18 protein-coding genes are annotated in these 16939 nt (G+C 43.9%); 6 read left to right on the forward strand and 12 right to left on the reverse strand.

Annotated elements, in window-relative coordinates; translation table 11 throughout:
- Positions 1-41: 41 nt before the first annotated feature.
- Together NIAKO_RS30585 and NIAKO_RS30590 are read right to left on the reverse strand one after the other, a co-directional pair.
- Complete coding sequence (locus tag NIAKO_RS30585; protein ID WP_014222349.1) at positions 42-644, reverse strand: DUF3347 domain-containing protein; 603 nt, start codon at positions 642-644, stop codon at positions 42-44.
- 178 nt (positions 645-822) lie between these two features.
- Positions 823-1215, reverse strand: coding sequence for an HYC_CC_PP family protein (locus NIAKO_RS30590; RefSeq protein ID WP_014222350.1), 393 nt, complete (start codon positions 1213-1215; stop codon positions 823-825).
- 247 nt (positions 1216-1462) lie between these two features.
- Between NIAKO_RS30590 and NIAKO_RS30595 the strand changes: the two genes are divergently transcribed.
- The 4 genes from NIAKO_RS30595 to NIAKO_RS30610 all read left to right on the forward strand — a co-directional run bounded on the left by NIAKO_RS30595 (position 1463) and on the right by NIAKO_RS30610 (position 5080).
- Positions 1463-2557 carry a sensor histidine kinase gene (locus NIAKO_RS30595; protein ID WP_014222351.1) on the forward strand — a complete coding sequence of 365 codons (1095 nt, stop codon included), beginning with the start codon at positions 1463-1465 and terminating at the stop codon, positions 2555-2557.
- An 11-nt stretch (positions 2558-2568) separates the two neighbouring features.
- Entirely contained in the window at positions 2569-3267 is a 699-nt protein-coding gene (locus NIAKO_RS30600) for a LytR/AlgR family response regulator transcription factor (protein ID WP_014222352.1), read from the forward strand.
- A gap of 205 nt (positions 3268-3472) precedes the next feature.
- The gene (locus NIAKO_RS30605) at positions 3473-3835 is read left to right on the forward strand and encodes a hypothetical protein (protein ID WP_014222353.1); all 363 of its coding nucleotides are present in this window, start codon (positions 3473-3475) and stop codon (positions 3833-3835) included.
- Between the two features lie 483 nt (positions 3836-4318).
- Positions 4319-5080 carry a DUF6089 family protein gene (locus tag NIAKO_RS30610; RefSeq protein ID WP_014222354.1) on the forward strand — a complete coding sequence of 254 codons (762 nt, stop codon included), beginning with the start codon at positions 4319-4321 and terminating at the stop codon, positions 5078-5080.
- 129 nt (positions 5081-5209) lie between these two features.
- Here NIAKO_RS30610 and NIAKO_RS30615 read toward each other — a convergent pair whose 3' ends face one another.
- From NIAKO_RS30615 to NIAKO_RS30645, 7 genes are all read right to left on the reverse strand, one after another.
- Positions 5210-6013 (reverse strand): murein L,D-transpeptidase catalytic domain family protein, encoded by an 804-nt coding sequence (locus NIAKO_RS30615; protein ID WP_014222356.1) that lies wholly within the window; start codon positions 6011-6013, stop codon positions 5210-5212.
- Between the two features lie 143 nt (positions 6014-6156).
- Positions 6157-7161 (reverse strand): MlaD family protein, encoded by a 1005-nt coding sequence (locus tag NIAKO_RS30620; protein ID WP_014222357.1) that lies wholly within the window; start codon positions 7159-7161, stop codon positions 6157-6159.
- Positions 7162-7186: 25 nt separating this feature from the next.
- Entirely contained in the window at positions 7187-7960 is a 774-nt protein-coding gene (locus NIAKO_RS30625) for an ABC transporter ATP-binding protein (RefSeq protein ID WP_014222358.1), read from the reverse strand.
- Positions 7960-8760, reverse strand: a complete 801-nt coding sequence (locus NIAKO_RS30630; protein ID WP_014222359.1) for an MlaE family ABC transporter permease — start codon at positions 8758-8760, stop codon at positions 7960-7962. The genes NIAKO_RS30625 and NIAKO_RS30630 overlap by 1 nt, the downstream gene beginning before the upstream one ends.
- Positions 8761-8857: 97 nt before the next feature.
- Positions 8858-10045: a S8 family serine peptidase gene (locus NIAKO_RS30635; protein WP_014222360.1), complete on the reverse strand. Its 1188-nt coding sequence runs from the start codon at positions 10043-10045 to the stop codon at positions 8858-8860.
- Between the two features lie 191 nt (positions 10046-10236).
- Positions 10237-10782, reverse strand: a complete 546-nt coding sequence (locus NIAKO_RS30640; protein ID WP_014222361.1) for an NADPH-dependent FMN reductase — start codon at positions 10780-10782, stop codon at positions 10237-10239.
- A gap of 12 nt (positions 10783-10794) precedes the next feature.
- The gene (locus NIAKO_RS30645) at positions 10795-12015 is read right to left on the reverse strand and encodes a DUF2264 domain-containing protein (RefSeq protein WP_014222362.1); all 1221 of its coding nucleotides are present in this window, start codon (positions 12013-12015) and stop codon (positions 10795-10797) included.
- Positions 12016-12279: 264 nt separating this feature from the next.
- On the opposite strand from NIAKO_RS30645, the gene NIAKO_RS30650 reads away from it, so the two are divergent.
- Positions 12280-12690 (forward strand): response regulator, encoded by a 411-nt coding sequence (locus NIAKO_RS30650; RefSeq protein ID WP_014222363.1) that lies wholly within the window; start codon positions 12280-12282, stop codon positions 12688-12690.
- 79 nt (positions 12691-12769) lie between these two features.
- Here the strand turns inward: NIAKO_RS30650 and NIAKO_RS30655 are convergent, their stop codons facing one another.
- Positions 12770-15376 carry a PKD domain-containing protein gene (locus tag NIAKO_RS30655; protein WP_014222364.1) on the reverse strand — a complete coding sequence of 869 codons (2607 nt, stop codon included), beginning with the start codon at positions 15374-15376 and terminating at the stop codon, positions 12770-12772.
- Between the two features lie 294 nt (positions 15377-15670).
- Between NIAKO_RS30655 and NIAKO_RS30660 the strand changes: the two genes are divergently transcribed.
- The gene (locus NIAKO_RS30660; protein ID WP_014222365.1) at positions 15671-15922 is read left to right on the forward strand and encodes a hypothetical protein; all 252 of its coding nucleotides are present in this window, start codon (positions 15671-15673) and stop codon (positions 15920-15922) included.
- A gap of 116 nt (positions 15923-16038) precedes the next feature.
- On the opposite strand, the gene NIAKO_RS39000 is transcribed toward NIAKO_RS30660, so the two are convergent.
- Both NIAKO_RS39000 and NIAKO_RS30665 read right to left on the reverse strand, forming a co-directional pair.
- On the reverse strand, positions 16039-16215 hold the full coding sequence (locus tag NIAKO_RS39000) for a hypothetical protein (protein WP_014222366.1): 177 nt from the start codon (positions 16213-16215) through the stop codon (positions 16039-16041).
- A gap of 243 nt (positions 16216-16458) precedes the next feature.
- Entirely contained in the window at positions 16459-16932 is a 474-nt protein-coding gene (locus NIAKO_RS30665; protein WP_014222367.1) for an acyl-CoA thioesterase, read from the reverse strand.
- Positions 16933-16939 lie beyond the last annotated feature (7 nt).

The following is a 16939-nucleotide window of genomic DNA, read 5'->3' on the forward strand; positions in this document are numbered from 1 at the left end:
TTCAAATATTGAATGTTGAAGTGGGTGGATGATATTCGTTATTACTGTATTTCCTCTTCCACTTCTCCGCATTCCATCATCTTTTCACCGAAGTAGGGGTTCTTTATTTCTTTGGTTTCGCTTAACCAGTTGGCGCCTTTTCCATTTTTTGCCATGGGGCAATGATCGTTGTACAGGGTTTTACCACCGCCAAAAGCTTTCACCAGTGAAGACATATCTTCGCTCATCATGGAAAAATGTTCACGCTGATGTTCAATATCGCCAGTGCTTTTAGTGATATGCTCAGCGTGTTCTTTCAGGTCTTCTTCATTCTGATCGTACACATTTTTCTGATCTGCGGAAAGCAGTGATTTGTCGAAACCCTTCATGGCAGCTGACATGTTTTTTGCAGCGTCACCGGCATCGGTTGCTTTCCCGGCAATCAACGCATTTTTGATCTGCAGGTAACTATTGGTCAGATTTTTCATGTATGCAGTTACACCGGCATCAACCTTGGTAAAGGAGGCTTTCACCACTTTTACTTCGGTAGTGTCTTCTTGCGCAGCTGGTGTTTGTTCGGCGGATGGTTTGTTGGTAGCGTTATTGCTGCAGGAATACGTAATCACTGATAAGGTTGTCAGCAACCCAAATACAATCTTTTTCATTTGAATAAATTTTAGTGTGAAGATTTATGGTGCATAGAAAAAGCAGACTGAGGTACACAACAGTACTTTTTCAAATGCGATAATTATTATTTAGGGTAAAAAGGAAACGAACGGAGGCATATATGTAACAAATGCCACTGGCCCAACAGAGCGTCAGGTTATACAAAAGAGGAATAAATCAGATGCGGAAAATACAATAACGAATCCGGAGAGGCACCTTACCTCGTGGGGGCGCATTGGAAACAGGGTGTTCTTCAGCGAGGGAAGCAATGACCGGAGTTACAAAATCGGCATACGTGGTAACTACTGCGATGGCAACCGGTGCTTCGGGTTGATAGCGGCTCTCGGCCTTTTGATCTTTTTCTACCTGTAACCGGTGGTGTTTATCCTCGCAGCATCCGCCTTTTTTTGAAGTGGATTTCACCATACCGCAGCTTTCGCAGGTATGCGTTTCTTTTACAGAAAGGTCCCAGTTGGTAAGCCGGCCCATGCAGTAATGCAGGTTTACCGTGGCGCCTATGGAGGTGCCCAGGTAAAAAACGGCTACAATAAATACCAGGAGCTTTTTCATAACGGTGTAAAAGTAGCGGCTTTTTTGTATAAGAGGTTTATAAAATTTGGGGAAAAGGTTATAGAATATTGAGATCAGAGTTAAAACAAACAGATTCAACGAGTTAACCAGTTAACAAGTTGACCAGTTGACGTGTTAACTCGTCAATCGGTCAACTGGTCAACCTTCCTGTCTCACACACCCATACATTTCATTAAACTATCGATACAATCAAGAATCTTTAATTCCAAGTTTATTACTTTGTACCATGCCTTATTCAAAAATATCTGACTTTCTCATTCATCTGTTTGCCGGGTTAGCTTTTTTAGCCCTGCCCCTGCTTTTCATGAGCGGACAAATGGGGAATGAGGGCATGCTATCCATCGTAACCTCCCCCGGCTATTGGATCTTCGGCCTTACCTATATTGGCATCTTTTATCTGAATGCCTACTGGCTGATCCCAGCGCTTTATTTCAGAAAAAAGTACCTGTTCTATATCGTTACTATCTTGATCTTATTTGTGGTGGTTTCTTATGCCCGGCCATTTGAACAGTTATTGCAGCACCAACGGCATCATTTCAATCCACCATCCAGTGGGTTTAATCCGGGTCATGGCGGGCCGCATCAACCAGGAGGAGAGCCGCCGCAAGGCCCCAGGGGACCAAGGTCGATGCGGATAGATATCGTAAGTATCTTTCTTTATATTATGACCATTGCTCTGGGGATGGCCATCCAGGTTACCCGCCAGTGGCGCAATTCGCTGCAACAGGTGGCTCGTGCCGAAGCAGACCGGGCACACGCTGAGCTCTCCTTTTTAAAAGCGCAGATCAATCCACACTTCTTATTCAATACCCTGAACAATATTTACTCGCTGGCCACCACCAAAAATGAAAAAACGGCCGACAGCATTATGAAACTGTCGAACATTATGCGATATGTAACCGATGACGTTTCGAAGCATTATGTTCCGTTACAGCTGGAGGTTGATTGTATTCATGATTTTATTGAATTGCAACGGCTGCGGTTAAATAAAAAAACACAGGTTGAATTTAGTGTAAAGGGCACGCTGGAAGATAAAACTATAGTGCCATTATTATTGATCACATTTGTCGAGAATGTGTTCAAATATGGCATCAGCAGTCACGAAAGCGCTACCATCACTATTCAATTAACCGCCGACGAACGCAGTATTACATTCTATTGTCACAACAAGATCTTCATCCCCGCCGGTACCCCGCAACGTACTGGTATTGGCATTGCCAATGCAAAAAAACGACTGGAACATTTATACCCGAATAAACATTTGCTGAATATAACCAACGAAAATGGCTTCTTTTCCGTAGAATTGATCGTACTGGCTTAAACCCTTTTATTATGCAATTGAAATGTGTTGCTATTGATGACGAGCCGCTTGCTCTGGAACTTTTACAGGAGTATATCTCGCGCTTTCCGCAGTTAAAGCTGGTGCATACATTCGATGATGCTATTTCGGCCGTTGAATTATTACGGAATACAAAGGTTGATCTGTTGTTTATTGACATCAATATGCCTGATATTACAGGCATTGATCTGGTACGTTCTTTGCAAGAAAAGCCACTGGTCATTTTCACTACAGCGCATAAGCAATTTGCCATTGAAGGGTTTGAACTGGACGCCGTGGATTACCTGCTAAAGCCAATCAATTTCGACCGGTTTACCAGGGCGGTACATAAGGCAATCGATTATTATAAGTATAAGAACACTTTATCACAGGAAGAGAACGACAGCCTGTTTGTTCATTCAGAATACAAACTGGTGAAAATTCCGCTTAATGATATTGAATACATCGAGAGCCTGGAAGATTATATAAAGATCCATATTGCCGGCGCAAAACCCATATTAACCCTGCTATCGATGAAAAAAGTGCTGGATAAATTACCAGCCGGTAAGTTTCAAAGAATACATCGAAGTTATATTGTAGCTGTTTCCCGGGTTAAGGCCATTCAAAACCGGAAAGTACAATTATCTTCTGCTGTTGAACTGCCTATCAGCGATAGCTACGTTCAATTCATCAATAACTGGAAGAAAAGCTAACATCAATAAAGTCATTTCCCCGATACATTTGCCGGTTTCGTCTATAACATAATTGCAATTATTAATATAGGAACTAATTTCAGGCAGTCAGAGCAATTTTTGTATATACATGGAGGTTATATGCTGCCTTCCGACCGGCAACCCTTTTTACTGTTGTATCGTAGAAGTGCAAGCATAATAGTTTTTATCCGATAAAACCTCTTGTATGAAAAAATCGACCACGCTGGCAGTAGTTATCCTATTGGTTGTAGCACTGGCCAATGCCTGTAAAAAGAGCAGCAATGATAATGGCTCCGACACGGGCACAGTTGACTGCAGTACTATTACTACCACCTTTTCAGGCAGTGTAAGTCCTTTAATGGGCGCAAGCTGTGCAAAATCCGGTTGCCACAATAGTGGAAGTTTGAATGGCCCGGGAGCGCTTACAACCTATATACAGATCTTTAACGCCAAAGCGCAGATCCGGACGGCGGTAGCGAGTGGTGCAATGCCCCGGGACGCCAGTTTTACCGCAGCCCAAAAGGCTACCATTACCTGCTGGATTGATGCCGGAGCACCAAATAATTAAAGCGGCATTAAAAAGTTATAAGAATCTTAAACCGGCCACAATGATACTTTCTAGACGCCGTCTAAATAGATAAGTGAACAACTAGTAATTAGTTTTTCATGGGTGTTACTTTTAAAGTGCAAAGTCCTGTTTCCACAGGACTTTTTTATTTCTTCCCGGCAACAATTTATTTTTCACATTCTCTAAGTAGAAACAAGTATCCATTACAATAAGTTTTTATAGGTGGCCTGACTTTTGCTGATACAATCACGGTTTATTTAGTGGTTGCAAAATTTGCACATCATTAAACTTCCCAGATAACCTCCTTCCTAAGTAAATAGCTGTAACTATTTAACAATTCTCATTTAACTGTTCCCTACTCCATTTCGTAAATAAAATAGAGCAATCGATCCCTACGTCTACTTGTAATTAAATACTTACTACCCATTCTATAACAAATTCATTTGTTTATGACCCTTTTTTACCCGACTAAACATCCAATAAATGAAAGTGAGTTCCGGAAAAGCTTTTGTAATTTCTCTTATAGTATGTAGTTTATTTAATAGCGCCCGGGCGCAAACGAGCGTAACTATTCCTAAACATGAAATAGGGGGTAGTATAGGCATGTTTGTTTACCAGGGCGATTTAACTCCCGAAAAGGCCGGCGCCTTTAAAACACCCGGCTTTGCGTTCAATCTTTTTTACAACCGTTTACTTTCCCCGTCATTTTCATTGAGAACAAATCTTGCCCATGGTAAGCTATGGGCCGATGAAGCCAATTACGATGACCCTGCCTGGCGAAAACAACGTAGTTTCTGGTTCAATGCCCGGAATACTGAAATTTCGGAACTGCTGGTATGGAATGTTTTAAGAAATAACTACGGCGAAAGAAAGATTTTATCCCCTTATATTTTTGCTGGTGCAGGCATAGCCTCATTGCATATTAACCGCGGCTGGCAGAATCTTAATTACGATTATTTCGTCACCGATTCCGCTATGCTGAATGGATTGGCGGCTGACAGTGTGCATTCCCTGCCCGGTACTATTGCGGTAATTCCCGTGGGCGTTGGGGTTCGGTATTCTATATCAAACAACCTGTCCCTCATGGCGGAGGCTTCTTACCGCTTTACGTTCAATGATTATATCGATGGATTCAGCCAATCGGCCAACCCCAATACAAACGATCATTACTCGAATTATTCAATTGGCTTAATATATACGTTTGGTAAAAAAACCTCGCTCGATTGCCCTACTATGCGCTATTGATATAAAGATTTTTAGTGAATGGCTTATTCACTGTTTGAAAAACCAAAAGGACGGCCCCCTCCAACCTCTCCGCCAGCTGGCGGAGGAGGCAAGGAGGGGGCCTTTTTATTGTTGTGGATATTCCTATCGTTAACCGGTAATTACGGGTTGTTGCGGCAATCCCGGCTGAATTATCATTTTGGAATGTGAAACATAGAATGAATCGGGGCTATACAGGAACAAACAACTGCCATCTTTTATGGTATTGATAATGGCCTTGTGTAAAGCTGGCGGCACTGCAGGGCAGCCTAAACTACGGCCCAGGCAGCCATACGCTTTAATGATTTTTTCATTCACATAATTAGCGGCGTGCATCACAATACTTCTGCTGTACGCGTTGTCATTGATGCCTGCTTCCTTTCCATCGAGGTGTAGTGAATAGCCGTGTTCGCCTGAATAAGTAGCTCCCGTTACATAAAAACCCAGACTACTCTTAAAACTGTTGGCGTCATTTGAAAACTCTGTGGCCATTTCCTTGCCCGAATTCCTGCCATGCGAAACAAAGGTGTTGAACAACAATTTACCGGTAGTTACATCAATTACAAACAACCTCTTTTTGTTGGAAGGCAAACTAAAATCAACAATGCTAAGAATGCGGTCGTTTTTTATTGACCCATCAGAAACCAGGTCGGTATACCCCTGCAACGCATAGGTAAAGGCAGTTTGGGAAAGTCCCAGACTGTCTAATTTCATTTGACCATACAAACCGCTATACTGGTTAACGGATTCATTGGTGTTGACCATAGCTGAATCCTTCACAGGAGTAGCCGTAACGGCTTTTTTATTGTTCAGAAAACTGGCTGCAGGTGCTGCATACATGAAACATGCAACAATTAGCAATAACGCCGGAAGAAAGATTAATGCTTTGAATTTGGGATGGTTGGATTTTGGCATTCACTCGATTTTTGATTAATGGTATTTAAATAAAATCTGCTTACCCTATATTAACATATACAGGGGCAAGTGGTTTGCCAAACGGGCCCATTAAGGCAATTTTAACAGTTAAATAGATCGGTGTTGTGTGTCTTGAAAATCTTTTATGGTTTACTGTTTTTCTCTGCTTCTTTACGGGCTTTTTCTTCCTGTTTAGCCTTCTTTCTGAAATACCCGCGGAATAAAAAATTATGCTGAATTGCTTCCAGGTCATCGTCGAGCTTGGTGCTTCCTGAGTTAAGGTTCTCAATAAGGGCTTTCACTTGTTGGGCAGTTGCGGGATCATTTAATAATAAGCCAAGTGTATTATCGTTTGTGTGTAACTGATCGCTAACCGATTTTAAATTGGCTGTAAATGTGTGGGCAGCATCGGCTGCATTATTTATTTGTTTTACGGCCGCCTGTAAATTGGCCATTATCATGGTATCGTGCACCAGCCCGTTGGCCAGGCTGCCCGGCTTATCCAACTCCGCCGTGTAGGCCGCAATACGGCTGCTTAACAGTTCGCTGTTGTGCGCAGCCTGCTGCAAATTGGTAGCGGTATTTGCCAGGCTTTTATATAAAGTAGCATCGGTCAGCAGTGCTCCGGCGGTACCTTCGCCTTTTACCAGCCGGCTGCTTACCGTTTTAAAATCGGTAGTAATAGCAACCAGGTTCTCATTGTTTTTTTGCAGCGTGGCCATTACATCATCGGTGCTTAACGTGTTTTCCACCTGCAATTGCTCCCCACCTTCAATAGCTTCGGCCTTGGGAGATCCACCATATATAACTACCAGTTTATTACCTATAAATCCTTCCGAGCCCACTTTAGCTTTAGCATCTTTACGAATGAACTCCTGTGCTTTTTTCTCGATTTGCATGGTTACTCTTATTTTGGAGCTGCCATCAAAGTCAACTGCTTTCACCGTACCTACTTTAACGCCCGAAAACCAAACGTTTCCTCCCTTTTGTAAACCATTTACGTCATTAAAAACGGCCACTACCTTAATAGAGGGGGTAAATGTTTTTTTCTGGCCTCCCAGGGTAAATATGCCAACTAAAAAAATCAGCAGACCTATGGTTACAAACAGGCCAACGATCACTGCGCGTTTGTTTTTTTCCGTGCTCATCAGATAATATTTTTAATGGTATAAATCAGGTAATAAAATTGTAATTGTAAAAACTTTTCAATCGTTCATCTTCACTGGCAAACACTTCTTCAAACGTGCCTTCCTTTACAAACCGGCCATCCAGCAAAACCGCCAGTTTGTCGCCCGTTGCTTTGGCACAGGTAAGGTCATGCGTAATAATTATAGAACTGGTGTTGAACCGTTCCTGCACTTCATTAATAAGGTCGTTTATTTCCATGCTGGTAATAGGATCGAGGCCGGCAGTAGGTTCATCATACAACATAATTGCCGGCTGCATAATCAGTGTTCGTGCTATGCCTATCCGTTTCCGCTGACCGCCGGAGAGCTCTGCCGGCCATTGGTTGACGGTTTGCGATAACCCAACCGCTTCGAGTGCATTTTCAACAGCCTTCGTTACCTGTTCAGCGGTCAAATGTTTTGAATTGCGCAACAGCGGGAACTCCAGGTTCTCACGTACTGTCATGCTATCATACAGGGCGCTGCTCTGAAAAGAAAACCCGATGCGCAATCGCAATTGTTCCATTTCAGGGTAGCTGATCCCTGCCACATCTTTACCCAATACATTCACCGAACCTTTATCTGGTTTCAGCAACCCTGCAATGATCTTTATCAACACCGATTTACCGGTTCCCGATCTGCCCAGCACCACTACATTCTCACCCTGGTAAACATCCAGGTCTATGCCGCGCAACACATGGTTTGTTCCAAAAGATTTATACAGTTCATGTATGGAAATAACCTTTTTTGTTCTGTCGATATGTTTGTTCTTCTTTTCCATCAGGGCATTCTGAACCAATTGATGATCTGTACTACAATAATTTCTTCTATAAAAATCAGGAACATGGCCATCACTACCGAGCTATTGGCAGCACGGCCTACGCCCTGTGTTCCCTGGGTAGTGTTATATCCCTGGTAGCAACCTACAATGCCAATTGTAAATCCGAATAGTATTGTTTTTATAAACGAGGAATAAATATCAAGGAAATTAATGCTGTGAAATCCATTTTCAACGAAGGAAACAAAACTGGTTTGTTCATTGCTGTGCACATTTACAAACGCACCCAGCAGGGCCAGCAAGGCCATATACAACATTAACAACGGAACCATTATGGAGGTAGCAATTACCCGGGTAACCACCAGGAATTTAAAGGGATTGGTAGCCGATACTTCCATGGCGTCTATTTGCTCGGTTACTTTCATGGAGCCCAGTTCGGCGCCAATGTTTGAACCTACTTTACCGGCAGTGATCAGGCCGGTTACCAACGGCGCCAGCGCCCTGATAATGGCAATAGTTACCAGTGACGGCAGCCATGAGGTAGCGCCAAAATCTGACAACGAAGGCCGGCTTTGTTTGGTGAAGACGATGCCTGTGATGAATCCTGTGAGTGTTATAAGAGGTAAGCTCTTTACCCCTATTGAATAACTCTGCCTCACTATTTCCTTAAACTCGTAGGGAGGTAAAAACAGACTTTTAAAAAAGCGTGAAATGAACTGCCCGAATGTATACACATCGGTAAAGAACTCATCGATCTTTCCGGTAAATATATATCTGCGCGGCTTTTTCTGTTTTAAACTCATGGATCATAATCCATCGAAATTTAAAACCAGCATATCCTGGGCAACAAATTCCCCAATATGAATACTAATTCAGTTCTGTATTAATTATTTATGGGAATTATTTATGGGCAATAGGGGTAGGCGCTGACGCGGGGTCGTTTACGGCTGTTCCGGATGACTTTATAGCATTCCCGTCCAACAATAATAAACCGGCAACGTGCGGGGCCGCCATGGATGTACCGCTGAAAATAGCGTACTTGCCCCCCATGTAGGTAGAGGTTATCTTTACACCAGGCGCCGCATAATCCACCACATCGTTACCATAATTTGAAAACGATGCAAAATTATCAACACTATCAACTGCTGCTACTGTATATACATTTTTTGCATTCACCCGGCCTGGCGAAAACTGCGAAGCCGGCTTATGATCATTACCTGCTGCAATAGCTATGTAAATTCCTTTGGCTGCGGTGTTTTGAACCGCCTGATCTAAAATAGTGGAGACGGTATCTTCACCCAGGCTCATATTCACTACATCACCTGCTTTCGCATTTGAATTCACGTAAGACAGTGCCTGAATGATGGATCCTAATGTGCCTTTACCATCTTTATCAAATACTCTTAAAGATACCAGGTTGGCCCCAGAGGCTACCCCCAAAACACCATATGAGTTGTTCTTGGCGCCAATAATACCGGCTACGTGCGTGCCATGGCCATTTTCATCGCGGGCTGATGTTACGCCGGATATAAAACATTTGCTGCGGGCAGAATCGGCATTCAGGTCCGGATGGGTGAAATCAATACCTGAGTCAATGATCCAGGCCGTTTTACCGGTTCCATCGCCATACCCTACGCGTTGTACATTCCAGGTAATTGTTTTTGGTTCAACCACCTGAAAACAGGTACCATAGGCTATAATGCGGTCCTGCTCAATATTACTGATGCTGCTATCCTTCCGCAACCGGAACAATTCAGCAGCTGTTAAGTGGGCAATAAAGCCTTTAGCACCGCCGGAAAAGCTTTGTTTTATAGCATTGAGGTTAATGCTGTGTTTTTGCAATACCGTATTGGTAAAAGAGGCAATTCGTGCAGTGGTTGTTAAATCAATTCCCGTGGCAGTCGACTCCCGGTATGCTATTATATATTGGTCTGGAATAATGGTTCCATCTTCCACACTTTGACCCACCACGCAATTGTTGGTTGATGCATTTCCATCCGAACCGGAACCTGCATCATTTTTTTTACAGGCAGCCAACGCTATCAGACCTAAAACCAGTGTTGTTGTGATTATTGTTTTTATCTGCATTTGAAAGGACCTCCGGGTTATTATAAACGGTTTTTCAGATTGAAAGGCTGGGTCTTTATGACCGCTTTAACATCTTTTTAATTTTTCAAATATGGGATGTTAAAGGTCAAATAACGCGCCACAACTGTTCAAAGTTCGCACTGATAAAAGGCTTCAGAAAGCAGGTTGCAATTTTTTAACAATTGTCAATTTCACTCATCTGCCGCAGATGCCTTTTGTTCAATGCATTGGATAAGCGCCTGCACAGTTTTCAAAATAGCTTCTTTTATAGCTACATCCGACACCTCCCCTTTTTCATTGAATTTTGTTTTGATAAATGGGATCAGCAAAGCCCCGCCCGGAGGAATGTCTGATGATATGGCAGAAAAGATCTGCAGCCAGGCGGCATGCGCCTTATCGCCGCTTGAGGCCGCGGTTATTAAGGCTAATGGTTTATTTACCAGCTCGCCCGATCTTACCGTCCACTCAATGGCATTTTTCAATGCTCCGGGAACGCCAAAAGCGTATTCGGGAGAACAAATTAACACCCCATCCGCTTCGGTCAGTTGCCGGATCCAGTCATTTACTGTTTCCGAAGCCGGGCCATCATCAAATGCGGGCAGGGTGGCCAGTCCCTGATAAATGGATATCTCCACATTTTCAGGCGCCCATTTTTGAATTTCCTTTACCAGTAAAGCATTGGATGAAGTGGGTCGTATGCCTCCTGATACTGACAGGATCTTTATCTTTCTGTTCATTCTATAGGTTCATTAATTTTCAATAGCATGATCAATGGGAATGGGCTCGCCGTTCCAGGCTTTTTTGGCGGTCCAGTCGGCATCGGCGTTTTGCCAAAAGGCATCCGAGGCTTGTAATCCCAACACCAGGAAGGCCTGAGAACATAAATACAGGCTGCCGGTTGAAATATACGGTTCCCCAACGCCGGGCTGGTGGCCTGCCAGCCCTATTGTTAACCAGCCTGCTGCATCAAAAGTATTGGGCATTTCCAACTGCCGCTTCACCACCGTATACAACGCACACCGCACCTGTTGTGGTAATACCTCATCAGGTAATTGGTGCATCAGGGCCATCTTCGACAACAATTGAAAAGCACCAAACCGGTAAGTCAGTGAGCGGCCAATAGGCGGATAGGTGCCTTCCGGTGAGATCAGACGTTCCTGGATGGCTGCGTATCGCCTGGCCCGGCTTAATTCCAATTCATAGGTTTTGTTTTCATTCTGGCCACTGTTTATCAGTGTTTGCAACACTTCCAAAAACATGGGCTGAATAACGAAGCTATTGTAATAATCCCAATGAAAACTGGCGCCGTCGCCATAAACGCCATCGCCTTTGTACCATTGTAAATGTTGTGATACGGCATAGTCTATCCGCATTTTATCGCAACTGCCTTCAAATTGTAATAGGGCCGCTTCCACCATGGCGCTGAAAAAAAGCCAGTTGCTATGCCCCGGCGTTATTACCCGCGACGATTTGAGGGCCTCCAGCACGTTTTTTTGGGTTTTGGCATCCAGGCGTCCCCATAACTGTTTGGGCGCACGTAACAGGGCCTGCGACAAAAACGCCGCATCTACCAGGGCCTGTCCGCCTTTATTAAAGTTCATATAATCCAGGGCAGCAGGGTCGGTGCCATTGCGAATGCAAATGATAGATAGGTCCAGATATTTCTTACGCAGTTTCCCTTCGGCGGTGCTATCCGGCCCCAGTTCCAGCCAGGGCGCCATACCGGCCAGTAAGCGGCCAAATGCTTCCAGGTAGGTAAAGTTCTGCCGGTCGTTGGTTTTGGCTTCTACCGGCATTTTCTTTTTCAGTTCGTTTTTGCTGAGCGCCGTTAACAGCGGATCGGCTATCCGTACCATCGCATTTACCAGGTAATCGCGGTGCACGGCACCGTTTGAACCCGGTTTTTGTGCCTGCATCCATAGAGGCAACAGCAATGACGCAATAAGCAGGCGTTTCGTAAACTTTTTCATTTGATTTTAGAATCGTTGGTTTAACCGGCGGATTAACTCAATCGTTTGCCGGCAGCATCGCAGGGCTGAAGGTACTACTTCAACAACAATTTTGGGAACCAGGCAAACACCTGCCCGTATTACTGCTATAAGCAGAGCCTTTTCAATTAGCAACCCGGTATTTGTAGTGCCTGAATAATTATACTTATTGCCAGATTAAAATATTCTATCGGAGGGAGAAATTACTCCTGAAAATTGGTAATTTTATCAATTATTAACCACCTCATGAGCAAGACGAAAACCCTTTTTATTATAGACGATGATGAAGATGATCAGCTGTTCATTAATGAGGCCATGAAGGATTTAAAAATTCCTTTTGAATGCTTTTATGCCAACAACGGCGAGTCAGCGTTAAAGCATTTAAAAGAGGGCACCGTTCCGCTCCCCGATTTTATTTTCCTTGACCTGAATATGCCCAAATTAAATGGCAAAGAATGCCTGATAGAGATCAAAAAGCTCCCGCAATATTCAACCGTTCCGCTTATTATTTACACTACCAGCAGCAATCAAAAAGACAAACAGGAAATTATGCAGCTGGGCGCCCACTTCTTCTTAACCAAACCCACCCGCATCAGTGAACTGTGCGTTTGCCTGAACAATGTTTTCTCTATGGACTGGAAACAGGTGGCGGGGTAAAGTTGACAGGGTTGACAAATTAACAAGGCCGCAACGCGGTATTCGCCACAATTTATATTTTTGCATTCTACCTATTCTCTTATCTAATTAAAACCAGAGTACCCCGTTGCACGTATGGTGCTCCCAGATAATCAGTGGCTTTTACCATCCACACATAGGTGCCTGCCGGCTGTATTTTGCCACCAATGGTCCCATCCCAGCCATGCTCATTGCTCGATGTTCTGAACACCAGTTGCCCCCAACGATTAAAGATCTCGAAATAATCTATGCGCGCTATCCCCACTGCAATCGGGCGCAGCATGTCGTTTCTGCCATCGCTGTTGGGTGTAAACGCATTGGGCACAAATACAGTAGGCACAGTTTGAAATACTTTCACTTTTATGTAGGCAGAATCAACACAATTGGCTTCGTTATACACCAACACTTTATAGGTTAGGCCGGCGGAAGAGGTGGTATACACAGCCGTAGGGTTGGCAATAGCAGGATTCGATAAATTGGTGGCCGGGACCCACCGGTAGGCTTTACCACCGCTTGCCTGTAATTGCAACAATTGATTTATCACTACCGATGTATCCCTGCCTGCAAATGCTTTTATTTGAGGTAATACATTCACTACCACCGTATCATACCCTGGTTTGGGACAGCCTTTATTGTCATAGGCCGAAAGCACATAAGCCGTACTTGTTTTTGGCGAAGCCACCGGGTTCAGGATGCTGATATTGCTTAGCGACGGCGAAGGCAACCATACAAACCGGATGGCCTCGGTACTGGCTAACAATTGCGCTTTTGTATTAAAGCAAATAGTAGTGTCCGGGCCTGCATCCGCTACCGGGTATGGCACGGTTGTAACCAATACCTGGTCTTTGGCCATGCAACTGCCAATGTTGGCCGTTACTTCATATTTTGTGCTGGCCCTTGTTACCACGTCGGGGTTGGCGGCGGCTGCATTCAACACCTGGTTTGCAGGTGTCCAGTTATATTTTAATCCGTCTGATGATACATGCAGGCGAACTGTATCGCCCTGGCAAATGGTGGTATCATTCATTGCCAGCAAGGTTACATGATCTACCACGCGCACCTGTACCGAATCGCGGTTGATGCAGCCATTATCATCCAGCTGCACTGTATAGAAGATGGTGGTCAAAGGATTCACTGTGGGGGTGGCTGTATTTGCATTCAACATGGCCGTGGCGGGCGACCAGCTGAAAACACCATTGCCAATAGCCTGCAATTGCAACGCATCGGGAATACAAATGAGCGTATCGCGAAAAGCAAGTGATAAAGGCGGCTTTTCAACAATGGAAATATCTTTAAGCGTAGTATCGCGGCAGCCCTTTGTATTGGTGGCGATCAACCGGACGTTTTTAACACCCATCGATTGATAGATATAGACAGGCGAGGGTTGCGAGGATACATCACTGCCGGTTCCATCGCCAAAATTCCAGTCCCAGGAATCAACTTTGCCATAGGCAGTAACCGATGCATCAAAAAACCTGGTTGGCTTTTTAAAGCAAATGCCATTCACGTTAAAATCGGGTTTAAAGCCAGGATAAACATAGGCCTGTGAAACGGATGAATCAGAACATTGCTGACCACGGTTGATGACCAGTTTTACGGTATAAACGCCTGTATCGGTAAATGTATAATTGGTAACTGCGTCGTTTGAATAGAATACAGTAATCCCTTTGTTATCGATCAGCTCCCAGGTGGTGGAGGTTATAAGCGGACTGGTACTTAAATTAGCCAGAGCTATGGTTTGCGAATTTTTACAAAGCATATAGTCGGGCGGTATGGTAGCCGATGCAATGGTGCATGCCGTGATGCGGATCTGCAGGTCTTTTCGCTGGGTGGCAATGACAACTCCGTTCCTGATCTCTTCTACCTGTACCGTTACCACATATATTCCTTCTCCCGGGGCCACGCCGGTTATCATACCCGTATTAGGATTGATCTTTACATTGCCACCTAATGGCGCGCCTGGTCCGTAATTGGACCCGTAGGGCACTGAAGAATAGGGTGGCGATGCCGGTGGAAAATTTAACCCACCGCCGCCTGAACCGCCCACATAGGCATTGGTAAATGAATACCGCAGCTGGTCGTTGTCGTTATCTACCGCTGCAAAACTGTAAGAGAAAGAGTTATTGGCGCAGATCACTACCATATCATCGCCGTTGAAAGCAGCACTGCTGTTTTCTGGTCCCGATGGCACCACCCCATTGCCTGGAATTTCACCGGTATACGTAGCCCCGATGTTGCCATAGGCCGGTACCAGGTTGCTGATGCCCTGTACGCGATATACAACCTGTATTACTATAACATATCCTTCTGCCGAAGGCGGCAGGCTTACATTGAATTCATAAAAACCAATATCATAACAAACAGAAGGCGGGTTGGTGATACAGGGACCCGGGTTACTCAATGTAAGTTTATCCTGGTGGGCCATTCCAATGCTGATGTCTTTTATATGAGCGCCGGTCCCTTTATTAAAAATGCCAAAGTAAGCAGGATCAGGCAATCGCCGGTTACTATAACAATCCATAAATAATTTAGCGGTTACCTGGTAGTTGCACATCCCATTACTGATGCCGGTAAATATATAATTCATTTCACCGCCGGTGATGTGATCGGCACGGGCGGTAAATAATTGCATAAGCAGCAGCAAGCAGCCAATGATCGACTTCTTCATGCTTTTGGCAATAAGTAATTAGAATAAAATAATGTAAGGGAACGATGTTTTGAAAAGAGATAATTCAATTAGAACAGCACTATCAATTTACGATTTTTCAGGCGGAATAGTTGTTGCGATTTTACAGTAAAAATGAGCGAAAACGATTGATGTGGAGAAAATATACAACTTAACCAAACTAAATAAACAACTAGTTTACAATGTCTTGAAGAATTCCAATCACTTTTTAACCCGATTTCCGGTCATAATGGAGAGATTATTGTGCACCTTTGTACCAGGTTAAAAAAACTGAATATGGAAACAGATTTTTCAACTACTATTTTATGTACCGACGGGCAGGAACGGGAATTTCATTTTGCCCGCATTAACTCAGTGGCCATTTACTTCCATATTTCTGTTGTTGACAGCAGTGGGCGACTGATCACTGCAACACTTGCCCGGGACTCAACCAATCACTGGAAATTACATGAGCAGGAACTGCCCCGCTGGTTCATTACTGCCGAACCGGAATTGGGCAATGAAGTGGAACACAAAGCGGGCCGGTAACTACACATTCTCTCCTTCAGTTTCCAGCATGAATTCCGGAAGTATAAAAATAAAAAAAGGAACCGGTTAACACCAGTTCCCTATACCCTTATGTTATGACTGAAAGAAGCTCTTGTTTAGCTCAGTACCACTTTCTTCGTCTGCAACACATAGATCCACAACGCGGCAGATAAATAACTGGTCAGTACCAGCAGTGCAGAGAAGGCGTAATGTCCATGTTGAAATAATACAAAACTTACTATACTGGCAATTACTATCAGAATGATGGTAGTGAGGGTAAAAAACGTTTTCATATAAAATGCTTTTAAGGTGAATATTTTTATTACTTGTTATTAGCGTGTTGCTTTGTATAATAGAAGGTACAGGAGGCTGGAAGTTTATTAAAGAAATGCTAAGAAGAAAGCTGTATTTATAAGGGGTAAACGGGAGCTGGCGGGTATTAGTAATTCCTTAACAGAAGGGCTTTAAACGCAGAATGCGTAACGCCTAACGCAGATACAGTGGTGCATTTTCGCGTTAGGCGTTAAGTGTTTGGCTTATTGAACGGGGTTCCTTAACGTTTTTATTCTTTCGTTTAAACCTGCGGGTATATCCACATCATCTACTTTCATGGTGGCTGCAAATTCCATAAAGAAGGCAGGGTGGTCTTTTCTGCGGCCTGTTTTTATATCCACGCTGGTAAAGTTTGTCCACATGATGGCCTTCAGGGTTTCCTGCTTTTCGTCAAACAACAACAATTCCACCAGTACATGCGACTCACCTAATTCAATAAGGCGCGACTCAATACAAACGATCTCATTATAAAAAACCGGACGCAGGTATTGGATATTATGGCTGCGGGTAACCCAGGCCAGGCCCTGTTTATGATATTCAGACAGGGTTATATTGTAATACTGTTTCAAATGATCTTCACGGGCGTTCAACATATAATCTATGTACCGAGCATTGTTCAAATGTCCCAGCGGATCGCAATCACTAAAGCGTACTGTATAAAATGTTTTCAGTTGCATTTGTACT

The sequence above is a fragment of the Niastella koreensis GR20-10 genome (genome assembly GCF_000246855.1).
GTDB lineage: Bacteria > Bacteroidota > Bacteroidia > Chitinophagales > Chitinophagaceae > Niastella > Niastella koreensis.

Bases quoted from the DNA above. Each gene is read 5' to 3' on its own strand.
- NIAKO_RS30635 (WP_014222360.1), bottom strand. From the start codon at position 10,045: ATGCAGATAAAAACAATAATCACAACAACACTGGTTTTAGGTCTGATA.
- NIAKO_RS30595 (WP_014222351.1), top strand. From the start codon at position 1,463: ATGCCTTATTCAAAAATATCTGACTTTCTCATTCATCTGTTTGCCGGG.
- NIAKO_RS30660 (WP_014222365.1), top strand. From the start codon at position 15,671: ATGGAAACAGATTTTTCAACTACTATTTTATGTACCGACGGGCAGGAA.
- NIAKO_RS30615 (WP_014222356.1), bottom strand. From the start codon at position 6,013: ATGCCAAAATCCAACCATCCCAAATTCAAAGCATTAATCTTTCTTCCG.
- NIAKO_RS30665 (WP_014222367.1), bottom strand. From the start codon at position 16,932: ATGCAACTGAAAACATTTTATACAGTACGCTTTAGTGATTGCGATCCG.
- NIAKO_RS30590 (WP_014222350.1), bottom strand. From the start codon at position 1,215: ATGAAAAAGCTCCTGGTATTTATTGTAGCCGTTTTTTACCTGGGCACC.
- NIAKO_RS30640 (WP_014222361.1), bottom strand. From the start codon at position 10,782: ATGAACAGAAAGATAAAGATCCTGTCAGTATCAGGAGGCATACGACCC.
- NIAKO_RS30645 (WP_014222362.1), bottom strand. From the start codon at position 12,015: ATGAAAAAGTTTACGAAACGCCTGCTTATTGCGTCATTGCTGTTGCCT.
- NIAKO_RS39000 (WP_014222366.1), bottom strand. From the start codon at position 16,215: ATGAAAACGTTTTTTACCCTCACTACCATCATTCTGATAGTAATTGCC.
- NIAKO_RS30585 (WP_014222349.1), bottom strand. From the start codon at position 644: ATGAAAAAGATTGTATTTGGGTTGCTGACAACCTTATCAGTGATTACG.
- NIAKO_RS30620 (WP_014222357.1), bottom strand. From the start codon at position 7,161: ATGAGCACGGAAAAAAACAAACGCGCAGTGATCGTTGGCCTGTTTGTA.
- NIAKO_RS30650 (WP_014222363.1), top strand. From the start codon at position 12,280: ATGAGCAAGACGAAAACCCTTTTTATTATAGACGATGATGAAGATGAT.
- NIAKO_RS30655 (WP_014222364.1), bottom strand. From the start codon at position 15,376: ATGAAGAAGTCGATCATTGGCTGCTTGCTGCTGCTTATGCAATTATTT.
- NIAKO_RS30605 (WP_014222353.1), top strand. From the start codon at position 3,473: ATGAAAAAATCGACCACGCTGGCAGTAGTTATCCTATTGGTTGTAGCA.
- NIAKO_RS30600 (WP_014222352.1), top strand. From the start codon at position 2,569: ATGCAATTGAAATGTGTTGCTATTGATGACGAGCCGCTTGCTCTGGAA.
- NIAKO_RS30630 (WP_014222359.1), bottom strand. From the start codon at position 8,760: ATGAGTTTAAAACAGAAAAAGCCGCGCAGATATATATTTACCGGAAAG.
- NIAKO_RS30610 (WP_014222354.1), top strand. From the start codon at position 4,319: ATGAAAGTGAGTTCCGGAAAAGCTTTTGTAATTTCTCTTATAGTATGT.
- NIAKO_RS30625 (WP_014222358.1), bottom strand. From the start codon at position 7,960: ATGGAAAAGAAGAACAAACATATCGACAGAACAAAAAAGGTTATTTCC.